This is a genomic window from Streptomyces sp. Y20, from assembly GCF_043195475.1.
Classification (GTDB): Bacteria; Actinomycetota; Actinomycetes; order Streptomycetales; family Streptomycetaceae; genus Streptomyces.
The window spans coordinates 51,594-67,916 of record NZ_JBIDDP010000018.1 but is presented as its reverse complement, the minus strand read 5'-3'; the positions used below and the strand labels follow the sequence as shown (position 1 = coordinate 67,916).

Here is a 16,323-nt window from a genome sequence, read left to right as displayed (position 1 = left end):
GGAGGCATGAACGCCTCAGACGTCCCGCCGCCGACGGGGCCGGGTGACGGCCTGCCCGCCGTCGCGCCCCAGCTGCGCGCCCTGCGCCGGCGTGCGGGGCTCACCCTGGAGGCCGCGGCGCATGCCGCGGGGCTCTCGCCGGCCCATCTGTCCCGCCTGGAGACCGGGCACCGCCAGCCCTCGCTGCCGATGCTTCTCGCGCTCGCCCGTATCTACGGTACGACCGTCTCCGAGCTGCTCGGTGAGACGGTCGCCGACCGGGACGCGATCGTGCGGGCCGCCGACATGGAGCCCACGCGAGCGGGTGGATGGACGTATGTGCAGGCCGGGGCGCCCGGACGCGGTATGCAGGCCCTGCGGGTGCGCGTGCCGCACGGCTCACAGGGCGACATCGTGCGCGTCCACCCCGGTGAGGAATGGCTGTACGTCCTGAGGGGGCGGCTGCGGCTGCGGCTCGGCGACACCGCGCATCTGCTCGCCGCCGGCGACAGCGCGCACTTCGACTCCCTCACCCCGCACCGCCTCGCCGCCGAGGACCAGGACGGCGTCGACCTGCTGTTCGTCCACACCCTGTTGCAGAGTCCCACGGCCACGCTGTGCCTGGGACCGCTGACCGGAGAGCTGCCATGAGCGACTTCGAGACCAAGTTCCCCCGTTCCCTGTGGATCCGGCTGGTCATCTACATCGCCCTCGGGCATGTCCTGGCCGCCTTCCTGTACCTGCTGTTCACGGTGGGTGCCAAGTCGTGAGCCGCCGGGCGCCCACGGCCGGGTCGGCGCCCCCGGTCAGTCCAGCAGGCGCTCGCGGAGCCGTTCCCGGGTACCGGGGGAGAGGCCCAGGCCCTGACGCAGGTAGGTGCCGACGTCGCCCCAGTTCTCCTGGATGCTCTCGAAGGCCGCCTCCAGGTACTCGGCGCGGGCGTCGAAGAGCGGGTCGAGCAGCTCCATGACCTCGGGGGTGTACGCGGAGTCCGCGCTGCCGCTGCGGCGGACCTTGTAGCGGCGGTGCCTGGCGTTGGACTCCAGGTAGTCCGCGGCGATGGCGTCCCGCTCCACCCCGAGGGCGAGGAGCGTCACCGCTATGGAGATGCCCGCGCGGTCCTTGCCGGCCGCACAGTGCATCAGGGCGGGCACGCTGTCGTCGGCGAGCGCGTGCAGCACCCGGGAGTGCTCGGCGGTGCGCTCCCTGACGATCTTCCGGTAGGAGGCGACCATCCGGGCCGCTGCCTTGCCGTCGTCGAGGATCGCGCGCAGCTGGTCGAGGTCGCCGTCCCGGACCATCGTCCAGAACTCGGCGCCGTCCGCCGGGTCGCTCAGCGGCAGGTTCACGTTCCGCACGCCGGGCAGCTCGATGTCGGGGCCCTCCAGCCGCTGGTCGGCCGTATTGCGGAAGTCGAAGACCGTGTGCAGGCCCAGTGAGGCGAGGAACGCCGCGTCGTCCTCGGTCGCGTGCGCCAGATGCCCGCTGCGGAACAGCACGCCGTGGCGCACCCGCCGTCCGTCCGTGGTCGGCAGCCCGCCCACGTCACGGAAATTGCGCACTCCGGCCAGCTCCGGCTCGGTCGACGGGACCTGCTGCGTCACGGGGGCTCCTCCCGGTCGGCCCCGCCGGCGCGGCTCACCGGCGGGCACTGCGACGACCATACGACATCGATTTCCCCGGGCGACCAGTTGTCCACAGGCATTGCCACGCGGTCCGCCGCCCTCGATGATGTTGGTGTCTGAGCGTAATTGTCGGCACCTGTGAGGTCTCGATGGTGGACATCGCCGAAGACGGCCGTACCTGGCTCCTGTCGGGCCCCGGCAGCAGTTACGCCCTGCATCTCACCGACGCCGGCGAACTGCTCCATCTGCACTGGGGGCCGCGGATCGCCCTCGCCGACGCCGAAGCCCTCGCGGCCGGCCCGCCGCCCTGCTACCGGCCGTTCGAGTCCCCGCTCGACGGCCGCGAGGAGTATCCCGTCGAGGGCGGCCCCCGCTTCGTCCGCCCGGCCCTGTCCGTGCGCACGGACGAGCGGCGCGGCACCGAGTGGCGCTTCGTCACGTACGGCACGGAGGGCGACGAGCTGCGGCTGCGCTTCGACGACGACGGTCTGGCCATCACGCTGCACTACCGGATGCGGGGGGACGTGGTGGAGCGACGGGTGACCGTCGCGAACGGCGGCCCCGCGCCCGTGGAGTTGCTGCGGGCCGACGCGGCCACCTGGACCCTGCCCGACCGCGAGGGCTGGCGGCTGTCCCAGCTGCACGGCCGCTGGGCCGCCGAGTCCCGGCTCACCACCGCCCCCCTCACCTACGGTGAGAAGGTCATCGGCAGCCGCCGCGGCCACACCGGCCACCAGCACCTGCCCTGGGTCGCCCTCGACACCGACGCCACCGAGGAACGCGGCGAGGTCTACGGCTGCGCGCTCGGCTGGTCCGGCTCCTGGCGCATCGCGGTCGCCCAGCTCCCGGACGCGCGCGTGCAGATCACCGGCGGCGCCGGGCACGACGACTCGGGCCTGCTGCTCCTGCGGCCCGGGCAGTCGTACACCACCCCCGTCTTCGCGGGCCTGTGGAGCGACGGCGGTTTCGGCGGCGCGAGCCGCGCCTGGCACGCCTACCAGCGCGCGTACGTCGTCCCGGACGCGGACCGGGACCGGCCCGTGCTCTTCAACTCCTGGGAGGCGACCGGTTTCGACATCTCCGAGCAGCAGCAGGCCGCCCTCGCCCGGCTGGCGGCCGGCATCGGGGTGGAGCTGTTCGTCGTCGACGACGGCTGGTTCGGCGCCCGCACCGGCGACCGCGCCGGACTCGGCGACTGGACGCCCAGCCCGGACCGCTTCCCGCACGGCCTCGGGCCCCTGGCCGACCTGGTGCACGACCTGGGCATGCGGTTCGGCATCTGGGTAGAACCCGAGATGGTCAACCCGGACAGCGATCTCTACCGCGCCCATCCCGACTGGGTGCAGCACCAGCCGGGACGCGCGCGCACGGAACTGCGCAACCAGCTCGTCCTCAACCTCGCCCGCGAGGATGTCCGCGAGCACCTGTGGGAGCGGCTGGACGCCCTGCTGTCCGGCGCCCCGATCGACTACGTGAAGTGGGACTTCAACCGCTGCTTCACCGACGCCGGTTGGCCCGGGGAGCCGTACCCGCAGCGCCTGTGGGTCGACCACGTCCACGCCCTGTACGCCCTGCTGGACCGGCTGCGCGCGGCCCACCCCCGGGTCGCCTTCGAGTCGTGCTCGGGCGGCGGCGGCCGGGTCGACCTCGGTGTGATGAGCCGCACCGACCAGGTGTGGGCCTCCGACAACACCGACCCGCTGGACCGGCTGGCCATCCAGAACGGCTTCAGCCAGATCCATCCCGCCCGCGTGATGGCCGCCTGGGTCACCGACAGCCCGAACATCCAGCTCAACGGCAGGGTGAGCACGCTGCGTCTCCGCTTCGTCAGCGCGATGGCGGGCGTGCTCGGCATCGGCGGCGACCTCACCCGGTGGACCCCGGGGGAGCTGGCCGAGGCCCGGCGGTGGGTGGAGCTGTACAAGGAGATCCGGCCGGTCGTGCAGCGGGGCGAGCTGTACCGGCTGAGACCCCCGACGGGCGGCCTCAGCGCGGTCCAGTACCTCCTGGGGGAGGAGACGGTGGTCCTCGCCTGCCTCCAGGCGCAGCGCTACGGCGAACCGGCGCCGGCGGTCCGGTTGCGCGGACTCGACCCGGCGGCATCGTACGAATGCCGTGAAACGGGAGAAACGTATCGGGGGGCGGTGCTGCTGCACCACGGGTTGCGTACGGGGCTCGAGGGCGACCTGGATGCGGCGGTCATCCGGCTGCATCGCACTTGAGCCACCTGCCTGAATTAGACGCTTCCACCCACCTTCGGCGCGAAATGGGGTGACGTGGGAAGAGCGTGCGTGACGAGCGTCATATCCGTGACCTTGCGTCATACGTCATGTCCACGTAATGCCGGTCAGGGCAAGGGGACTTGTGGGACGAGGGAGACGGAAGTGTACGCAGGGTGACCGTGAGTTCCCGTATCGGGTCATCCGAAACACGAACAGCGGGAACCTCATGCTTGTTTCCTCGCCTCCCCCTCGCTTACGTTCACCACCAATCCGGACGGAACGCCGAATCCTGCCGCCGCCCGGAGCCCCACACACTTGACCCGCGTCCGGCAGGAGCGGGGGACCCACCAGGTACGACTGCCTGTCCCGGTCTCCGCGACAGGCTTTGGGGTGCAGCCGTGCGGTGCACGGCCGGGCAGCTCCAGCCCGAACCCGACAGCTGACCTCGCAGGCGCCGGAGAGGAACCGCGCCATGTCCGCCAAGGGCAAGCACCGACGTCCCAAGCCCCAGCGTTTCTCCCGTTCCATCGCCGCCGCGGGAACCGGTGGCGCCGCGCTGGCACTCCCGCTGATCGGGGCCACCGGCGCGCACGCCGCGCAGGCCGCCGCCCCCGTACAGACCGTGTCCGGCAAGACCGCGCAGTCCCTCCCGGACACGGCGGACAAGGCCGCCGCGCGGCCCGGCACGGATCTGCGCACCTACACGGTCCGCAGCGGTGACTACCTCTCGAAAATCGCCGACGAGCAGCGTGTCAGCGGCGGCTGGCAGCGCCTCTACGACGACAACCGGCAGGCCGTCGGCGCCGATCCGTCGCTGATCCACCCGGGCCTGAGGCTCAGCCTCGGCGCGAAGGCCGCGCAGACCCGCACCGGGACCGCCGCCCCGCGGCACACCCCGGCGGCCCAGGAGTCCAGCCGGTCCACCCGGTCCGCCCGGACCTCGCAAGCCGCCCCGTCCTCCGACTCGGCCTCCACGTCCACCGGTGCCGCCACGGGCTACACCCTCCCGGTGGCCGGTGCGGCCACCGGCACCGGCTACCACGTACCGGGCGGCATGTGGTCCAGCGGCTACCACACCGGCGTCGACTTCGTCGTCCCGACCGGCACGCCCCTGAAGGCCGTCGCCGCGGGCACCGTCGTCTCCGCCGGCTGGGGCGGCGCGTACGGCAACCAGGTCGTCATCCGGCTGAACGACGGCTACTACGCCCAGTACGGCCACCTCTCCCAGCTCTCCGTCTCGGCCGGCCAGAGCGTCACCCCGGGCCAGCGGATAGGCCTGTCCGGTGCCACCGGCAACGTGACCGGCCCGCACCTGCACTTCGAGATCCGCACCACGCCGGACTACGGCTCCGACATGGACCCGGTCGGCTACCTCCGCCGGCACGGCCTCGCCGTGGGCTGACGCCCGGCCCTCGCACCGCCCGCCCGACCTGTCACCGAGGGCCGGACCCCGAACCCGGGGCCCGGCCCTCGGTGTTCCGCTTGCGGGGCGTTCAACGCGCCTGACGGCGGCCCTATTCCGGAGTCGGCGGATTCCGTGGGAGTGGCTCATCTCACCGTTAGTCAATCCCCGCCTACGGTCGCGTAGGTCACATCCGAAGGTGAATCATGATCCGACGTGGCAGACGATTCGAAGAATGACAACAGATCAGTGATCGGGTCGTACGTAGCGGTGGGGGACAGCTTCACCGAGGGCGTCGGCGACCTGGGCCCCGACGGGGCGTTCGTGGGCTGGGCCGACCGGTTCGCGGTCCTGCTCGCCGACCGGCGTCCCGAGGGCGACTTCCAGTACACCAATCTCGCCGTACGCGGCAGACTGCTGGACCAGGTCGTGGCGGACCAGCTCCCCAAGGCCGTCGAACTGGCCCCGGACCTGGTCTCCTTCTGCGCGGGCGGCAACGACATCATCCGCCCGGGCACCGACCCCGACGAGGTGGCCGAACGCTTCGAGCGCGCCGTGGCCCGGCTCGCCGAGGCCGTCGGCACGGTGCTGGTGACGACCGGCTTCGACACCCGTGGCGTGCCCGTGCTCAAGCACCTGCGCGGCAAGATCGCCACGTACAACGGGCACGTCCGCGCCATCGCCGACCGGTACGGCTGCCCCGTGCTCGACCTGTGGTCCCTGAAGTCCGTGCAGGACCGCAGGGCGTGGGACCGCGACCGGCTGCACCTCTCGCCCGAGGGGCACACGCGCGTGGCCCTGCGGGCCGGGCAGGTCCTCGGCCTGGAGGTCCCGGCCGACCCCGAGCAGCCGTGGCCGCCCCTGCCGCCCCGGGGCACCCTGGACATCCGTCGCGACGACGTGCACTGGGCCCGCGAGCACCTCGTCCCCTGGATCGGGCGCCGGTTGCGCGGGGAGTCCTCCGGCGACCACGTGATCGCCAAGGGACTGCTGTCGCCGGACGACATCAGGATGCGGATCGAAGCGGTGGCCTGACTTCATGGCCGGTCCACGCCCGGTACCGTCTGCCCCGCACGCGCGGTGGGGGGGCAGACGGTACCGGGCGTGCGGCACGTTCGGCCCTACTGCCGCCGGCCGCTCACCGCCCGCGCCGCTCACCGCCGTCCCGGACGCGAGGCCCGGCGCGCGCCCGGTACGGGTTCCGGCGCGTGCGCGGTCCCGCCCTTCGGCGCGTGCCCGGCCTAGGGTCCGGGTGCGTGCCCGGTGCCGGGCCCAGGCGGCCGCCCGGTGCGGGAAAGTGCCGCCGGGGCGGTACGGCCCGCCGCTACCCGGGTGGGCGCGCTCAGCGCTCGCGGCCGGCCAACGCCTGCCGGTCCAGGCCGAGTTCCCGGGCGAGGGCGTCCTCCACCCACTCCTGGGCCCGGGCCCGCGGCACCCCGCCCGGGTAGGAGGTCAGCTGTACGGCCAGACCGTCCAGCAGCGCGGTCAGCCGCAGCGCCGCACCGGCCGGGTCCGCGCACACGAACTCACCGGCCGCCACGCCCTCGGCGATGACCTCCGCGATGGCCGCCTTCCACTGCCTGTCCAGGTCCCGGGTGACATCGCGGAGCGCGGGCTCACGCAGGGCCACCGCCCAGCCCTCGATCCACAGCCGCCAGCCCTTGGCCTGCCCCGTCGGCGCGTACCAGCGCACCGCCGCCCGCAGCCGGCGCAGCGCGGTCGTCCGGCGCCCCAGCAACCCGCGCAGATGCGCGAGGTCGTCCGCCGCCGCGTACGTGAAGGCGGCGGCGACCAGCTTCTCCTTCGTCGAGAAGTGGTACAGCACCAGCGCGTTGCTCACACCGAGGGTCGCGGCCACGTCGGCGATCCTGACCGCCGCCACGCCCCGCGCCTCGATCTGCTCTATGGCGGCCCGCAGCAGTTCCTCCTGCCGCTCCGCCACGCTCAAACGCACTCTCGCCACGCGGTCACCCTAGCCGTTGTCCCGCGGGCGCCGAAGCCGTCCGGCGTCCCCGTCCCGGCCCACGCCGTCCGCTCCCTTCCCGGGCTCGTCACCGGTACCAGCCGAAACGCTCCGCGATCAGCGGCAGCCGGTCCGCCGCCAGGGCGTGCGCGGCCGCCCGCGGGCTCGTCCCGTCGGCCGACGCGCGGTCGAGCGTCAGGCCGACCAGGGCGCGCATCGACCGGCGGATGTACGCGAACGCCTCCTCGGCGTCGGCACCGATGTCACCGAAGAGCGTCCACCACCACCATGCGTTGGTCGCGGAGTTGACGACCACGTCCGGCAGCACCGTCACCCCGCGCGCGGCGAGCAGCTCCTCCGCCCCCGGCACGACCGGCATGTTGGCGGCCTCGACGATCCAACGAGCGCCGATCTCCTCCTGGTTCACGGTGTCGATCGCGTACGACACGGCCGCCGGCACCAGCACCTCCGCCTCCGTGGACAACCAGGCGTCGCCGGACAGTTCGAGGTCGTCCGGGCCGAGCACCCGGCGGTCCACGGTGCCGTAGCCGTCCCGAGCGGCCAGCAGGGCCTCGACGTCGAGCCCCGCCGGGTTGGCGATCGTGCCCTTGATGTCGGCGACGGCCACCACCGTCAGGCCCGCGCGAACGAGGAAGCGGGCGGTGGCCCCGCCCATCGTGCCGAGACCCTGTACGGCGACCCGGGTCCCCGCGTACGGCACCCCCGCACGGTCCAGGGCGGCGAGCACCGACTCGGCGACCCCGCAGCCGCCGGCCAGCTCGTCCAGGCCGATGCCGTCCACCTCGACCGCGAAGGCGTCCGCGAGCCGCCCGCGGGCCGCCGTCTCGTCGTCCAGCAGCGGGTACACCGCCTGGACGGAGGAGACCAGCCCCGCCTCGGCCGCCGCGCGGTCCACCGTCTCCTGACCGAGGCCGAGGTCCTCGCCGGTGGTCCAGCAGGTCTCGATGTACGGCCGCACGGCGCGCAGGTACCGCACGAGGAGCCCGTACGCCCCCGGGTCCCGCGGATCGCAGTCGATGCCGCCCTTCGCGCCGCCGAGCGGGATGTAGCGGGCGCCGGGGCGGTAGTGCAGGGCCTCCTTCACGGTCATGCCGCGGGCGAGTCCCGCCACTTCCTCCAGTGTGCAGCCCGGCCGCATCCGCAGTCCGCCGCTGGCCACGCCCCGCACCAGCCGGTCCACCACCAGGAAGCCCTGGCGGCCGGTGAGGTGGTCGGTCCAGACGAGCGACATCCAAGGGGCGGTCACGGGGTCTCCAAAGGGGGCCGGGGCGCGGCTCCGAGGCTGCCGGCCGGTCGGTGCGACAGCTGGTGATACTGAATGGTGGGTCAGTATTCGGACCCGGTCCGGCACCTGTCAACGTGCTCGGCGCAAGCCCGCCGGCGGCAGTCGGCACCCCGGTACGTCGGGCCTGTCGGCGGGGCCGACCATAATGGAAACCTCACCCACTCCACCGGGAGGTACCGTGACCGGTCTGCGTTCCCCGAACTCCGGGCTCCGCGCGCTGCGGCCCGCGGCCTTCGGCGCGGACCCGGGCGGCGAGCGCCTGGCACGCATCCGCCGCTCGCCCCACTTCAAGGACGGTGTCTTCCAGAACCCCGGCGGCCCCGCACGCACCCGCCCCGCCGGCTCCACGCTCGACGTCGCCAAGGTGTTCCTGGACAAGGACACCCGGCCCCTGCGCGCCCCCAGGGGCACCGTCCCGGTGCACCCCACGACCTACGCCGACCTGGCCCGGCCGCCCGCCACCGGCCTCCGGCTCACCTGGGCGGGCCACTCCAGCGTGCTCGCGGAGATCGACGGGCACCGGGTCCTGTTCGACCCCGTCTGGGGCGAGCGCTGCTCCCCGTTCCCGTTCGCCGGGCCCAAGCGGCTGCACCCGGTGCCGCTGCCGCTGGCCGCGCTGGGACCGGTCGACGTCGTCGTCATCTCCCACGACCACTACGACCACCTGGACCTGCCCACGATCAAGGCGCTGGCCGGCACCGACACGCTGTTCGCCGTGCCGCTGGGCGTGGGCGCCCACCTCGAACACTGGGGCGTCTCCCCGGACCGGCTGCGCGAGCTGGACTGGCACGAGTCCACCCGGATCGGCGGCCTCACCCTCACCGCCACCCCGGCCCGCCACTTCTGCGGCCGGGGCCTGCGCAACACCCAGCACACCCTCTGGGCGTCCTGGGCCGTAGCCGGCGAGGAGCACCGGATCTACCACAGCGGTGACACCGGGTATTTCGACGGCTTCAAGGACATCGGCGCCGGGCACGGCCCGTTCGACGCCACGATGATCCAGGTCGGGGCGTACAGCGAGTTCTGGACCGAGATCCACATGACTCCCGAAGAAGGCGTGCGCGCCCACCTCGACCTCCAGGGCGGGGTGCCGCACGGCGTGCTCCTGCCGATCCACTGGGGCACGTTCAACCTGGCCCCGCACCCCTGGGCCGAGCCGGGCGAGTGGATGCTGGCCGCGGCCGGGGCGGTGGGACAGGCGGCGGCCTTCCCCGTTCCGGGCCAGTCCTTCGAGCCTGCCGGAGTCCTCCCCACGCGCCCCTGGTGGCGGGATGTGTCCCTGCCGCTGAACCGCGCGTGGCCGGTCCCGGAGATCACCGCGGTGGCGCCCCGTGAAGACCTCGACTTCGTGGGCGAGGGCTGACCGCGGACGGACCCGGGCACGCGGGGCCGCGTCGGCTCCTGTCAGGGCAGTGAGGCGCCGCGTGCGGTGATCCACAACTCGTACCACTCCTCGTGCGTGAGGTCCGGCTCGCGGGGCACCGCGTCCCCGCAGGCGCCGATGCGCTCGGGGCGGGTGGTGCCGACGACGGGGGTGATGCCCGTCGGGTGCCGCTGCAGCCACCACAGGACCGGCACTCCCTCTCCACCCTGGAGGGCGGCCAGGCCGCCGCGGCGGCCCTCGTCGACCTGGACTGCACGGCGGTGGTCTGCGCCAGCGACATGATGGCGCTCGGAGCGGTACGGGCGGCCCGGCAGCGCGGCGCGGCGGTACCCCGGGACTTCTCCGTCGTCGGTTTCGGCGACTCGCCGCTGATCGCCTTCACCGACCCGCCCCTGACCACGGTCCGCAAGCCGGTGCCCGCGATGGGCCAGGCCGGGGTGCGCGCGCTGCTGGAGGAGGTGGGCGGAACTCCCGCGCCGCACAGCGAGTTCGTGTTCATGCCGGAGCTGGTGGTGCGCGGCTCCACGGCCTCGGCCCCGAGGAGGCGGCACCCGGCCGGCTGAGCACGGCCTCGAAGACACCGACCATCCAAGGCCATAGTGTCACCGTCCGTGACATCCTGGCGGGGGTGGGGGCGCCTGCGCGGCAGCGGGAAGCGCGCGCGGGCCGCGTCGGGAGGCGGGCGCCCGCCGGACGGCGAGCAGGAACCGCCCCGGCCCGCTCCGCCCCACCTTCTTTTTCCGACCGCTTTCGACCAGGTCTTTTCGTCGACTTCCGAAACGGCCCCGGCTGCTCAGTCGACTTATCGGTCCGGCGTACGACGCTTAATACCAGAGCGGGACGCTCCTCGGGGGAGTTTGTCATCTGCCCACCGCACATGAGGCTCAGGCGACTACGGTGAGTGTCCGTCGGGAGACGCGCGGCCGGATTTCCCGGTTCCGTCGCCGACGGCGCGCCGACGCATGTCCGCGGCGCGCATCGCAGAACACCCCCAGGCCCGACGGACCAGTACGAGGACGCAGATGTCTCACCTCCGAGCACCGGCCAACCGTGCCGAGCGCCGCGAGGGCGGCCGGCACGGGCGACCGGTCGCCCGACCCGCTCCCGCACTGCCGGAGACGCACATACGGCCCCAGCTCATGCGGCTCGCCGTCCTGCCGCCCCTCGCCGTCGCCCTCGGCGCCACCGCCGCCGTCCTCTTCAGCATCCGCTCCACCGGCGTACGCACCGGGCCCACGCTGTGGGCCGTGCTCGGCGGAGCGGTCACCGTGGCCGTCGCCGGCATCCTCATCGCCGCCGTGGCCGCCGACCGTGCCGCCCGCTCGGTCACCGACCGCGTCGACGCCCTGCGCCGCACGGCCGCGCTCGGCGAGGCCGACCTGCACGACCTGGTCGACGCCCTGCGCCAGGGGGAGACCCCGCCCCGGCGCGGCCCGCGCCGCCGGCCGCCCGCGGACGCCGACGACTTCGAACTGCTCGCCGCCGACCTGGCCCGCGCGCACGACGGCGCCGTCACCGCCGTCGTGCGCGCCGCCCAGCTCTCCAGCCAGGCGGGCAGCGAGCAGAAGCTCGAGGTCTTCGTCAACCTCGCGCGCCGGCTGCAATCCCTCGTGCACCGCGAGATCTCGATCCTCGACGACCTCGAGAACGAGATCGAGGACCCCGACCTCCTCAAGGGCCTGTTCCACGTCGACCACCTGGCCACCCGCATCCGGCGGCACGCCGAGAACCTCGCCGTGCTCGGCGGCGCGGTCTCCCGGCGGCAGTGGAGCAACCCGGTCGACATGACCGAGGTGCTGCGTTCCGCCATCGCCGAGGTCGAGCAGTACTCCCGGGTGAAACTGGTGCCGCCGATCGACGGCGAACTGCGCGGCCACGCCGTCGCCGACGTCATCCACCTGCTCGCCGAACTCATCGAGAACGCCACGGTGTTCTCGGCCCCGCACACCCCGGTACTGCTGCGCGCCGGCCTCGTCACCGCCGGGCTCGCCGTGGAGGTCGAGGACCGCGGACTCGGCATGCCCGTCACCGAGCAGAACCGGATGAACGCCCTGCTCGCCGACCCCGACCAGGTCAACGTCGCCAGCCTGCTGGCCGACGGCCGGATCGGCCTCTACGTCGTCTCCCAACTCGCCCGCAGGCACGGCATCCACGTCCGTCTCCAGAGCAACATCTACGGCGGGGTGCAGGCCGTCCTCGTCGTCCCGCAGGCGTTGCTGGGCAGTGCGCCGGCCGCTCCGGGCGCGGACGCCGTGGCGCCGTCACAGCCGCGGACACCGGGCGGCGTGACTCCCGGCCAGGGCGATGCCGGGCAGGTGGGTACGGCGGTGACGACGGCTGCCGCAGGCGTGTCCGGCGCGGGGAGCATGGCCCAGGTCGGGAGCCCGCACGTCGCGGGAGGCCCGGCTGCGACGGGCGGCGCGGCCGGGCCGGAGGGCGACGCCCGGAGTGGCTCCGCGGGCGCGCCCGAGACCGGAGCGGGCGCCGGGCAGGCTCCGGCCACCGGACGACGGCGGCACGCCCAGCGCGGACCCGGGCGGCGCGGCGCGGCGAGCGGCGCCGGGCCGGCCGGCCCCGACAACGGTTCCGGGCGGCGTACCGCCGAGGACGCCGGATCCGTACACCACGGCGGTGTCCCGGCACCGCTTCCCGTGCGCGGCGCCCAGCAGACGCGGCCCACCCCCGCCGCGGCCCTGCCCGGTGTCAGTGCCGCGGACCGGCCGGTCGTGGAGGCCCATGCCGGCATCCTGCCCACCCCGCGCGCCGACGCCGTGCGCGGCACCATGGGCAAACCCCAGCTGCCCCGGCGCCGCGCCCAGGAACACCTCGTGCCCCAGCTGCGCGGCGGCCCCGCACCCCGTCAGGACACCGACACCGTCGCCGACCACGACCCCGGTCTGATGGCCGCCTTCCAGCGCGGGATCGGACTCGCCGAGGCCCGGCAGCACCTGGCCCCGGCGTACGACGACCCGGCGACCGCGCAGGCCCCGGTCATGGAGCCTTCCGGCATGGGTTCGGACCACATGGGTCCGCCCCCCACCCCCCAGCCGCACGCCCATGTGCCCGTGCCAGTGCCCGTGCCCGAAGGCACCCGCGGCACCGGCCGGACCGGGGGGAGCGCGCCGGCCGGATGACCGCCCCCGCACGCGTACGCCGTACCCCCGCCCCCAGCGCGCCCCCACACCTTCGTACCGCAAGGAGTCGATCCACCATGGCGAGCGAAGCGCCGACCGCCCACGCATCCGACCTCGACTGGCTGCTGAGCGGCCTCGTGCAGCGCGTACCGCACACCAGCAGCGCGGTGCTCCTGTCCTGTGACGGACTGGTCAAGTCCGTGCACGGCCTCGACCACGACAGCGCCGACCACATGGCGGCCCTGGCCTCCGGCCTGTACTCCCTCGGCCGCAGCGCGGGCGTCCGGTTCGGCGACGGCGGGGACGTGCGCCAGGTCGTCGTCGAACTCGACTCCACACTGCTGTTCGTCACCACAGCCGGCTCCGGCACCTGCCTCGCCGTACTCGCCGGCCGTGAGGCCGACGCGGCGGTGCTGGGCTACGAGATGGCGATGCTGGTCAAGAGCGTCCGCCCCTATCTGGTGACCGCGCCCCGGCAGCACACCGTCGAACCCGCGGCGACGAGGCCTTGAGCGTGACCGCGGCCGGTGACGGTCCCTGGCTGGACGCCGCGGCCGGGCGCCTGGTGCGGCCGTTCACGGTCAGCAACGGCCGCACCAGGCCCAGCGTCGCCCTCGACCTGATGTCGCAGGTGATGTCCACCGGCGTCACCCCGCTGGGCTACCTCGGGCCCGAACACGCGCAGGCCCTCGACCTGTGCCGCGCGCCCGTCTCGGTCGCCGAGCTGGCCGCCCAGCTCCGACTGCCCGCCGTGGTGACCAAGGTGCTCCTGTCGGATCTCGTCGATTGCGGGGCGCTGACCACCAAGCCGCCCGCCTACCACCACACTCCCACTGACCGGTCTCTGCTGGAGGCAGTGCTCGATGGACTACGACGACAGCTGTGACCCGTTCCCCACCGCGCTCAAGATCCTCGTCGCGGGCGGGTTCGGGGTCGGCAAGACGACCTTCGTGGGCGCGGTCAGCGAGATCGCGCCGCTCAGCACGGAGGAGCTGCTCACCACGGTCAGCGTCGGCACGGACAGTCTGGACGGCATCGAGAACAAGATGGAGACCACCGTCGCCATGGACTTCGGCCGGATCACCCTCGATCCGCAGCACGTCCTGTACCTGTTCGGCACACCGGGGCAGGAGCGGTTCTGGTTCATGTGGGACGAGTTGTCCGAGGGCGCGCTCGGCGCGGTCGTCCTCGCCGACACCCGGCGTCTGGAGGACTGCTTCGCCGCCGTGGACTTCTTCGAGGAGCGCGGGCTCGCCTTCGTCGTCGCCGTCAACGAGTTCGACGGCTCCCACCGTTACGACGCCGAGGAGGTGCGCTCCGCCATCGACCTCGACCCGCAGGTGCCGGTGGTCCGCTGCGACGCCCGGATCTCCAGCTCCGGCGTCCAGACCCTGCTCACCCTCGTACGCCATCTCCTCGCCCACGCGCCGGCGACCGCGCCCACCCACGGCGCCCACAGGTGATCCCGCCCTACCAGTACGGAGCCCCTCTATGAGGTACGCCCACACCGACGGAGCCCGGCCATGAGCTACGAGCCGCCCCGGCCGGTCCGGGGCCTGCTGCTCACCCCCGAGGACAAGGAGGCCCCCGCCCGCGTCCACCGGCTGCGCCGGCTGGGCCTGGCGGACCGGCCCGACGCCGTGCTCGACGCCTTCGCCGGACACCTCGCCCAGCTCACCGGCGCGCCGTACGCCATGGTGAACTTCGTCGGCGAGGACCACCAGTTCTTCGCGGGCCTGAGCGCCCCGGCCACCGCCCCGGTGGTGCGGGAGGACGGCGGCAGGGCCCGCATCGGCCGGGTGCTCCCGCGCGACCATGGGTTCTGCCCCCATGTGGTGGTACGCCACAAGGCACTGGTCCTGGAGGACGTCCGCGACTATCCCCGGTTCGCGGGCAACCCGATCGTCGACGCGTACGGCATCCGTTCATATCTCGGCGCCCCACTCATCGACCGCTCCGGTATGGCGCTCGGTACCGTGTGCGCCGCCGACATGGCGCCCCGCGCCTGGGGCAGGCCGGGCCTGGAGACCATCAAGGGGCTGGCCGCCGATCTCGTCGCACGCCTCGAACGGAGCGCGGCGGACGGCCTGCCCCTGTGATCCGAAGGGTGGCGGGAGAGGCCTGAAGGAAAGCTGAGGCGGTGGTTAAGAAAAGATCGATGGACCCCGGCCCGCGCATACGGCAGATTGCAGGGTGATTCCACCCCTCCGACCCGGTGCCGGGCTGCTTCGGCATGCCCGCGGACCGGGTCTCACCCACAGGAGCCGAAGCGTTGAAGGCGCTGGTCAAGGAGAAGGCGGAGCCGGGACTCCGGCTGACGGACGTACCGGAGCCCGTCATCGGCCCCGGTGACGTACTGATCAAGGTCATGCGGACCGGTATCTGCGGCACCGACCTGCACATCCGGGCCTGGGACGGCTGGGCGCAGCAGGCGATCCGCACACCGCTCGTGATCGGACACGAGTTCGTCGGGCAGGTCGTCGAGACCGGACGGGACGTGGCCGACATCCGCATCGGCGACCGGGTCAGCGGCGAGGGCCACCTGGTGTGCGGCAAGTGCCGCAACTGCCTGGCCGGCCGCCGCCACCTGTGCCGGGCCACCGTCGGTCTCGGCGTCGGCCGCGACGGCGCCTTCGCGGAGTACGTGGCGCTGCCCGCGGCCAACGTCTGGGTGCATCGCGTCCCCGTCGACCTCGACGTCGCCGCGATCTTCGACCCGTTCGGCAACGCGGTGCACACCGCGCTGTCCTTCCCGCTGGTCGGCGAGGACGTCCTGATCACCGGCGCCGGCCCCATCGGCCTGATGGCCGCCGCGGTGGCCCGGCACGCGGGCGCCCGGAACGTCGTCATCACCGACGTCAGCGAGGAGCGCCTGGAGCTGGCCCGCAAGATCGGCGTCAGTCTCGCCCTGAACGTCGCCCGGACCCCGATCGCCGACGGGCAGCGGGAGCTGGGGCTGCGCGAGGGCTTCGACGTCGGCCTGGAGATGTCCGGCCGCCCCGAGGCCATGCGGGACATGATCGCCAACATGACGCACGGCGGCCGGATCGCCATGCTCGGCCTGCCCGCACAGGAGTTCCCGGTCGACTGGGCGCGGATCGTCACCTCGATGATCACCATCAAGGGCATCTACGGCCGGGAGATGTTCGAGACCTGGTACGCGATGTCGGTGCTCCTGGAGGGCGGTCTGGATCTCGCCCCCGTGATCACCGGCCGGTACGGGTACCGCGACTTCGAAGCGGCCTTCGCCGACGCCGCCGGCGGCAAGGGCGGCAAGGTCGTCCTCGACTGGACCGCGTAGCCCGCAC

The 16,323-nt window shown here is 73.4% G+C and carries 16 protein-coding genes, 1 pseudogene and 1 riboswitch; of the genes and pseudogenes, 13 read left to right on the top strand and 4 right to left on the bottom strand.

The features are described 5' to 3' along the window. Positions 1-6: 6 nt before the first annotated feature. Positions 7-630 carry a helix-turn-helix domain-containing protein gene (locus tag ACGFT1_RS32675; RefSeq protein ID WP_373912596.1) on the top strand — a complete coding sequence of 208 codons (624 nt, stop codon included), beginning with the start codon at positions 7-9 and terminating at the stop codon, positions 628-630. Then, a complete protein-coding gene (locus ACGFT1_RS32670; RefSeq protein ID WP_356944375.1) occupies positions 627-749 on the top strand; it encodes a DUF6126 family protein in 123 nt (40 codons plus the stop codon). The genes ACGFT1_RS32675 and ACGFT1_RS32670 overlap by 4 nt, the downstream gene beginning before the upstream one ends. 36 nt (positions 750-785) lie before the next feature. Here ACGFT1_RS32670 and ACGFT1_RS32665 read toward each other — a convergent pair whose 3' ends face one another. Further along, a complete protein-coding gene (locus tag ACGFT1_RS32665) occupies positions 786-1,583 on the bottom strand; it encodes a tyrosine-protein phosphatase (protein WP_373912594.1) in 798 nt (265 codons plus the stop codon). A gap of 170 nt (positions 1,584-1,753) precedes the next feature. Between ACGFT1_RS32665 and ACGFT1_RS32660 the strand changes: the two genes are divergently transcribed. The 3 genes from ACGFT1_RS32660 (at position 1,754) to ACGFT1_RS32650 (ending at position 6,263) form a co-directional block, all read left to right on the top strand. Next, positions 1,754-3,826 (top strand): alpha-galactosidase, encoded by a 2,073-nt coding sequence (locus tag ACGFT1_RS32660; protein WP_373912593.1) that lies wholly within the window; start codon positions 1,754-1,756, stop codon positions 3,824-3,826. A 308-nt stretch (positions 3,827-4,134) separates the two neighbouring features. Continuing rightward, positions 4,135-4,293: riboswitch (cyclic di-AMP (ydaO/yuaA leader) on the top strand. A 5-nt stretch (positions 4,294-4,298) separates the two neighbouring features. Next, entirely contained in the window at positions 4,299-5,228 is a 930-nt protein-coding gene (locus ACGFT1_RS32655) for a LysM peptidoglycan-binding domain-containing M23 family metallopeptidase (RefSeq protein WP_373912592.1), read from the top strand. Between the two features lie 249 nt (positions 5,229-5,477). Further along, a complete protein-coding gene (locus ACGFT1_RS32650; RefSeq protein ID WP_373912650.1) occupies positions 5,478-6,263 on the top strand; it encodes an SGNH/GDSL hydrolase family protein in 786 nt (261 codons plus the stop codon). Positions 6,264-6,570: 307 nt separating this feature from the next. Here the strand turns inward: ACGFT1_RS32650 and ACGFT1_RS32645 are convergent, their stop codons facing one another. Together ACGFT1_RS32645 and ACGFT1_RS32640 are read right to left on the bottom strand one after the other, a co-directional pair. Continuing rightward, positions 6,571-7,191 carry a TetR family transcriptional regulator C-terminal domain-containing protein gene (locus ACGFT1_RS32645; RefSeq protein ID WP_373912591.1) on the bottom strand — a complete coding sequence of 207 codons (621 nt, stop codon included), beginning with the start codon at positions 7,189-7,191 and terminating at the stop codon, positions 6,571-6,573. A gap of 88 nt (positions 7,192-7,279) precedes the next feature. After that, a complete protein-coding gene (locus ACGFT1_RS32640; protein WP_373912590.1) occupies positions 7,280-8,458 on the bottom strand; it encodes a Glu/Leu/Phe/Val dehydrogenase dimerization domain-containing protein in 1,179 nt (392 codons plus the stop codon). Between the two features lie 217 nt (positions 8,459-8,675). Between ACGFT1_RS32640 and ACGFT1_RS32635 the strand changes: the two genes are divergently transcribed. Beyond that, on the top strand, positions 8,676-9,860 hold the full coding sequence (locus ACGFT1_RS32635; protein ID WP_373912589.1) for an MBL fold metallo-hydrolase: 1,185 nt from the start codon (positions 8,676-8,678) through the stop codon (positions 9,858-9,860). A 41-nt stretch (positions 9,861-9,901) separates the two neighbouring features. Here ACGFT1_RS32635 and ACGFT1_RS32630 read toward each other — a convergent pair whose 3' ends face one another. After that, entirely contained in the window at positions 9,902-10,075 is a 174-nt protein-coding gene (locus tag ACGFT1_RS32630; RefSeq protein ID WP_373912588.1) for a hypothetical protein, read from the bottom strand. Here ACGFT1_RS32630 and ACGFT1_RS32625 point away from each other — a divergent pair. The 7 genes and pseudogenes from ACGFT1_RS32625 to tdh form a co-directional block, all read left to right on the top strand. Continuing rightward, positions 10,070-10,444: pseudogene (locus ACGFT1_RS32625) on the top strand (substrate-binding domain-containing protein); the annotation flags it as partial. The gene ACGFT1_RS32630 and the pseudogene ACGFT1_RS32625 sit on opposite strands and share 6 nt — an antisense overlap. Before the next feature lie 459 nt (positions 10,445-10,903). Next, entirely contained in the window at positions 10,904-13,015 is a 2,112-nt protein-coding gene (locus tag ACGFT1_RS32620; protein ID WP_373912587.1) for an ATP-binding protein, read from the top strand. A 77-nt stretch (positions 13,016-13,092) separates the two neighbouring features. Beyond that, the gene (locus ACGFT1_RS32615) at positions 13,093-13,527 is read left to right on the top strand and encodes a roadblock/LC7 domain-containing protein (RefSeq protein ID WP_373912586.1); all 435 of its coding nucleotides are present in this window, start codon (positions 13,093-13,095) and stop codon (positions 13,525-13,527) included. A gap of 2 nt (positions 13,528-13,529) precedes the next feature. Next, on the top strand, positions 13,530-13,901 hold the full coding sequence (locus ACGFT1_RS32610) for a DUF742 domain-containing protein (protein ID WP_373912585.1): 372 nt from the start codon (positions 13,530-13,532) through the stop codon (positions 13,899-13,901). Further along, the gene (locus ACGFT1_RS32605; RefSeq protein WP_373912584.1) at positions 13,879-14,478 is read left to right on the top strand and encodes an ATP/GTP-binding protein; all 600 of its coding nucleotides are present in this window, start codon (positions 13,879-13,881) and stop codon (positions 14,476-14,478) included. Before ACGFT1_RS32610 ends, ACGFT1_RS32605 begins: the two co-directional genes overlap by 23 nt. Before the next feature lie 60 nt (positions 14,479-14,538). Next, complete coding sequence (locus tag ACGFT1_RS32600; RefSeq protein ID WP_373912583.1) at positions 14,539-15,114, top strand: GAF domain-containing protein; 576 nt, start codon at positions 14,539-14,541, stop codon at positions 15,112-15,114. A gap of 173 nt (positions 15,115-15,287) precedes the next feature. Next, on the top strand, positions 15,288-16,316 hold the full coding sequence (gene tdh / locus ACGFT1_RS32595) for an L-threonine 3-dehydrogenase (RefSeq protein WP_373912582.1): 1,029 nt from the start codon (positions 15,288-15,290) through the stop codon (positions 16,314-16,316). Positions 16,317-16,323 lie beyond the last annotated feature (7 nt).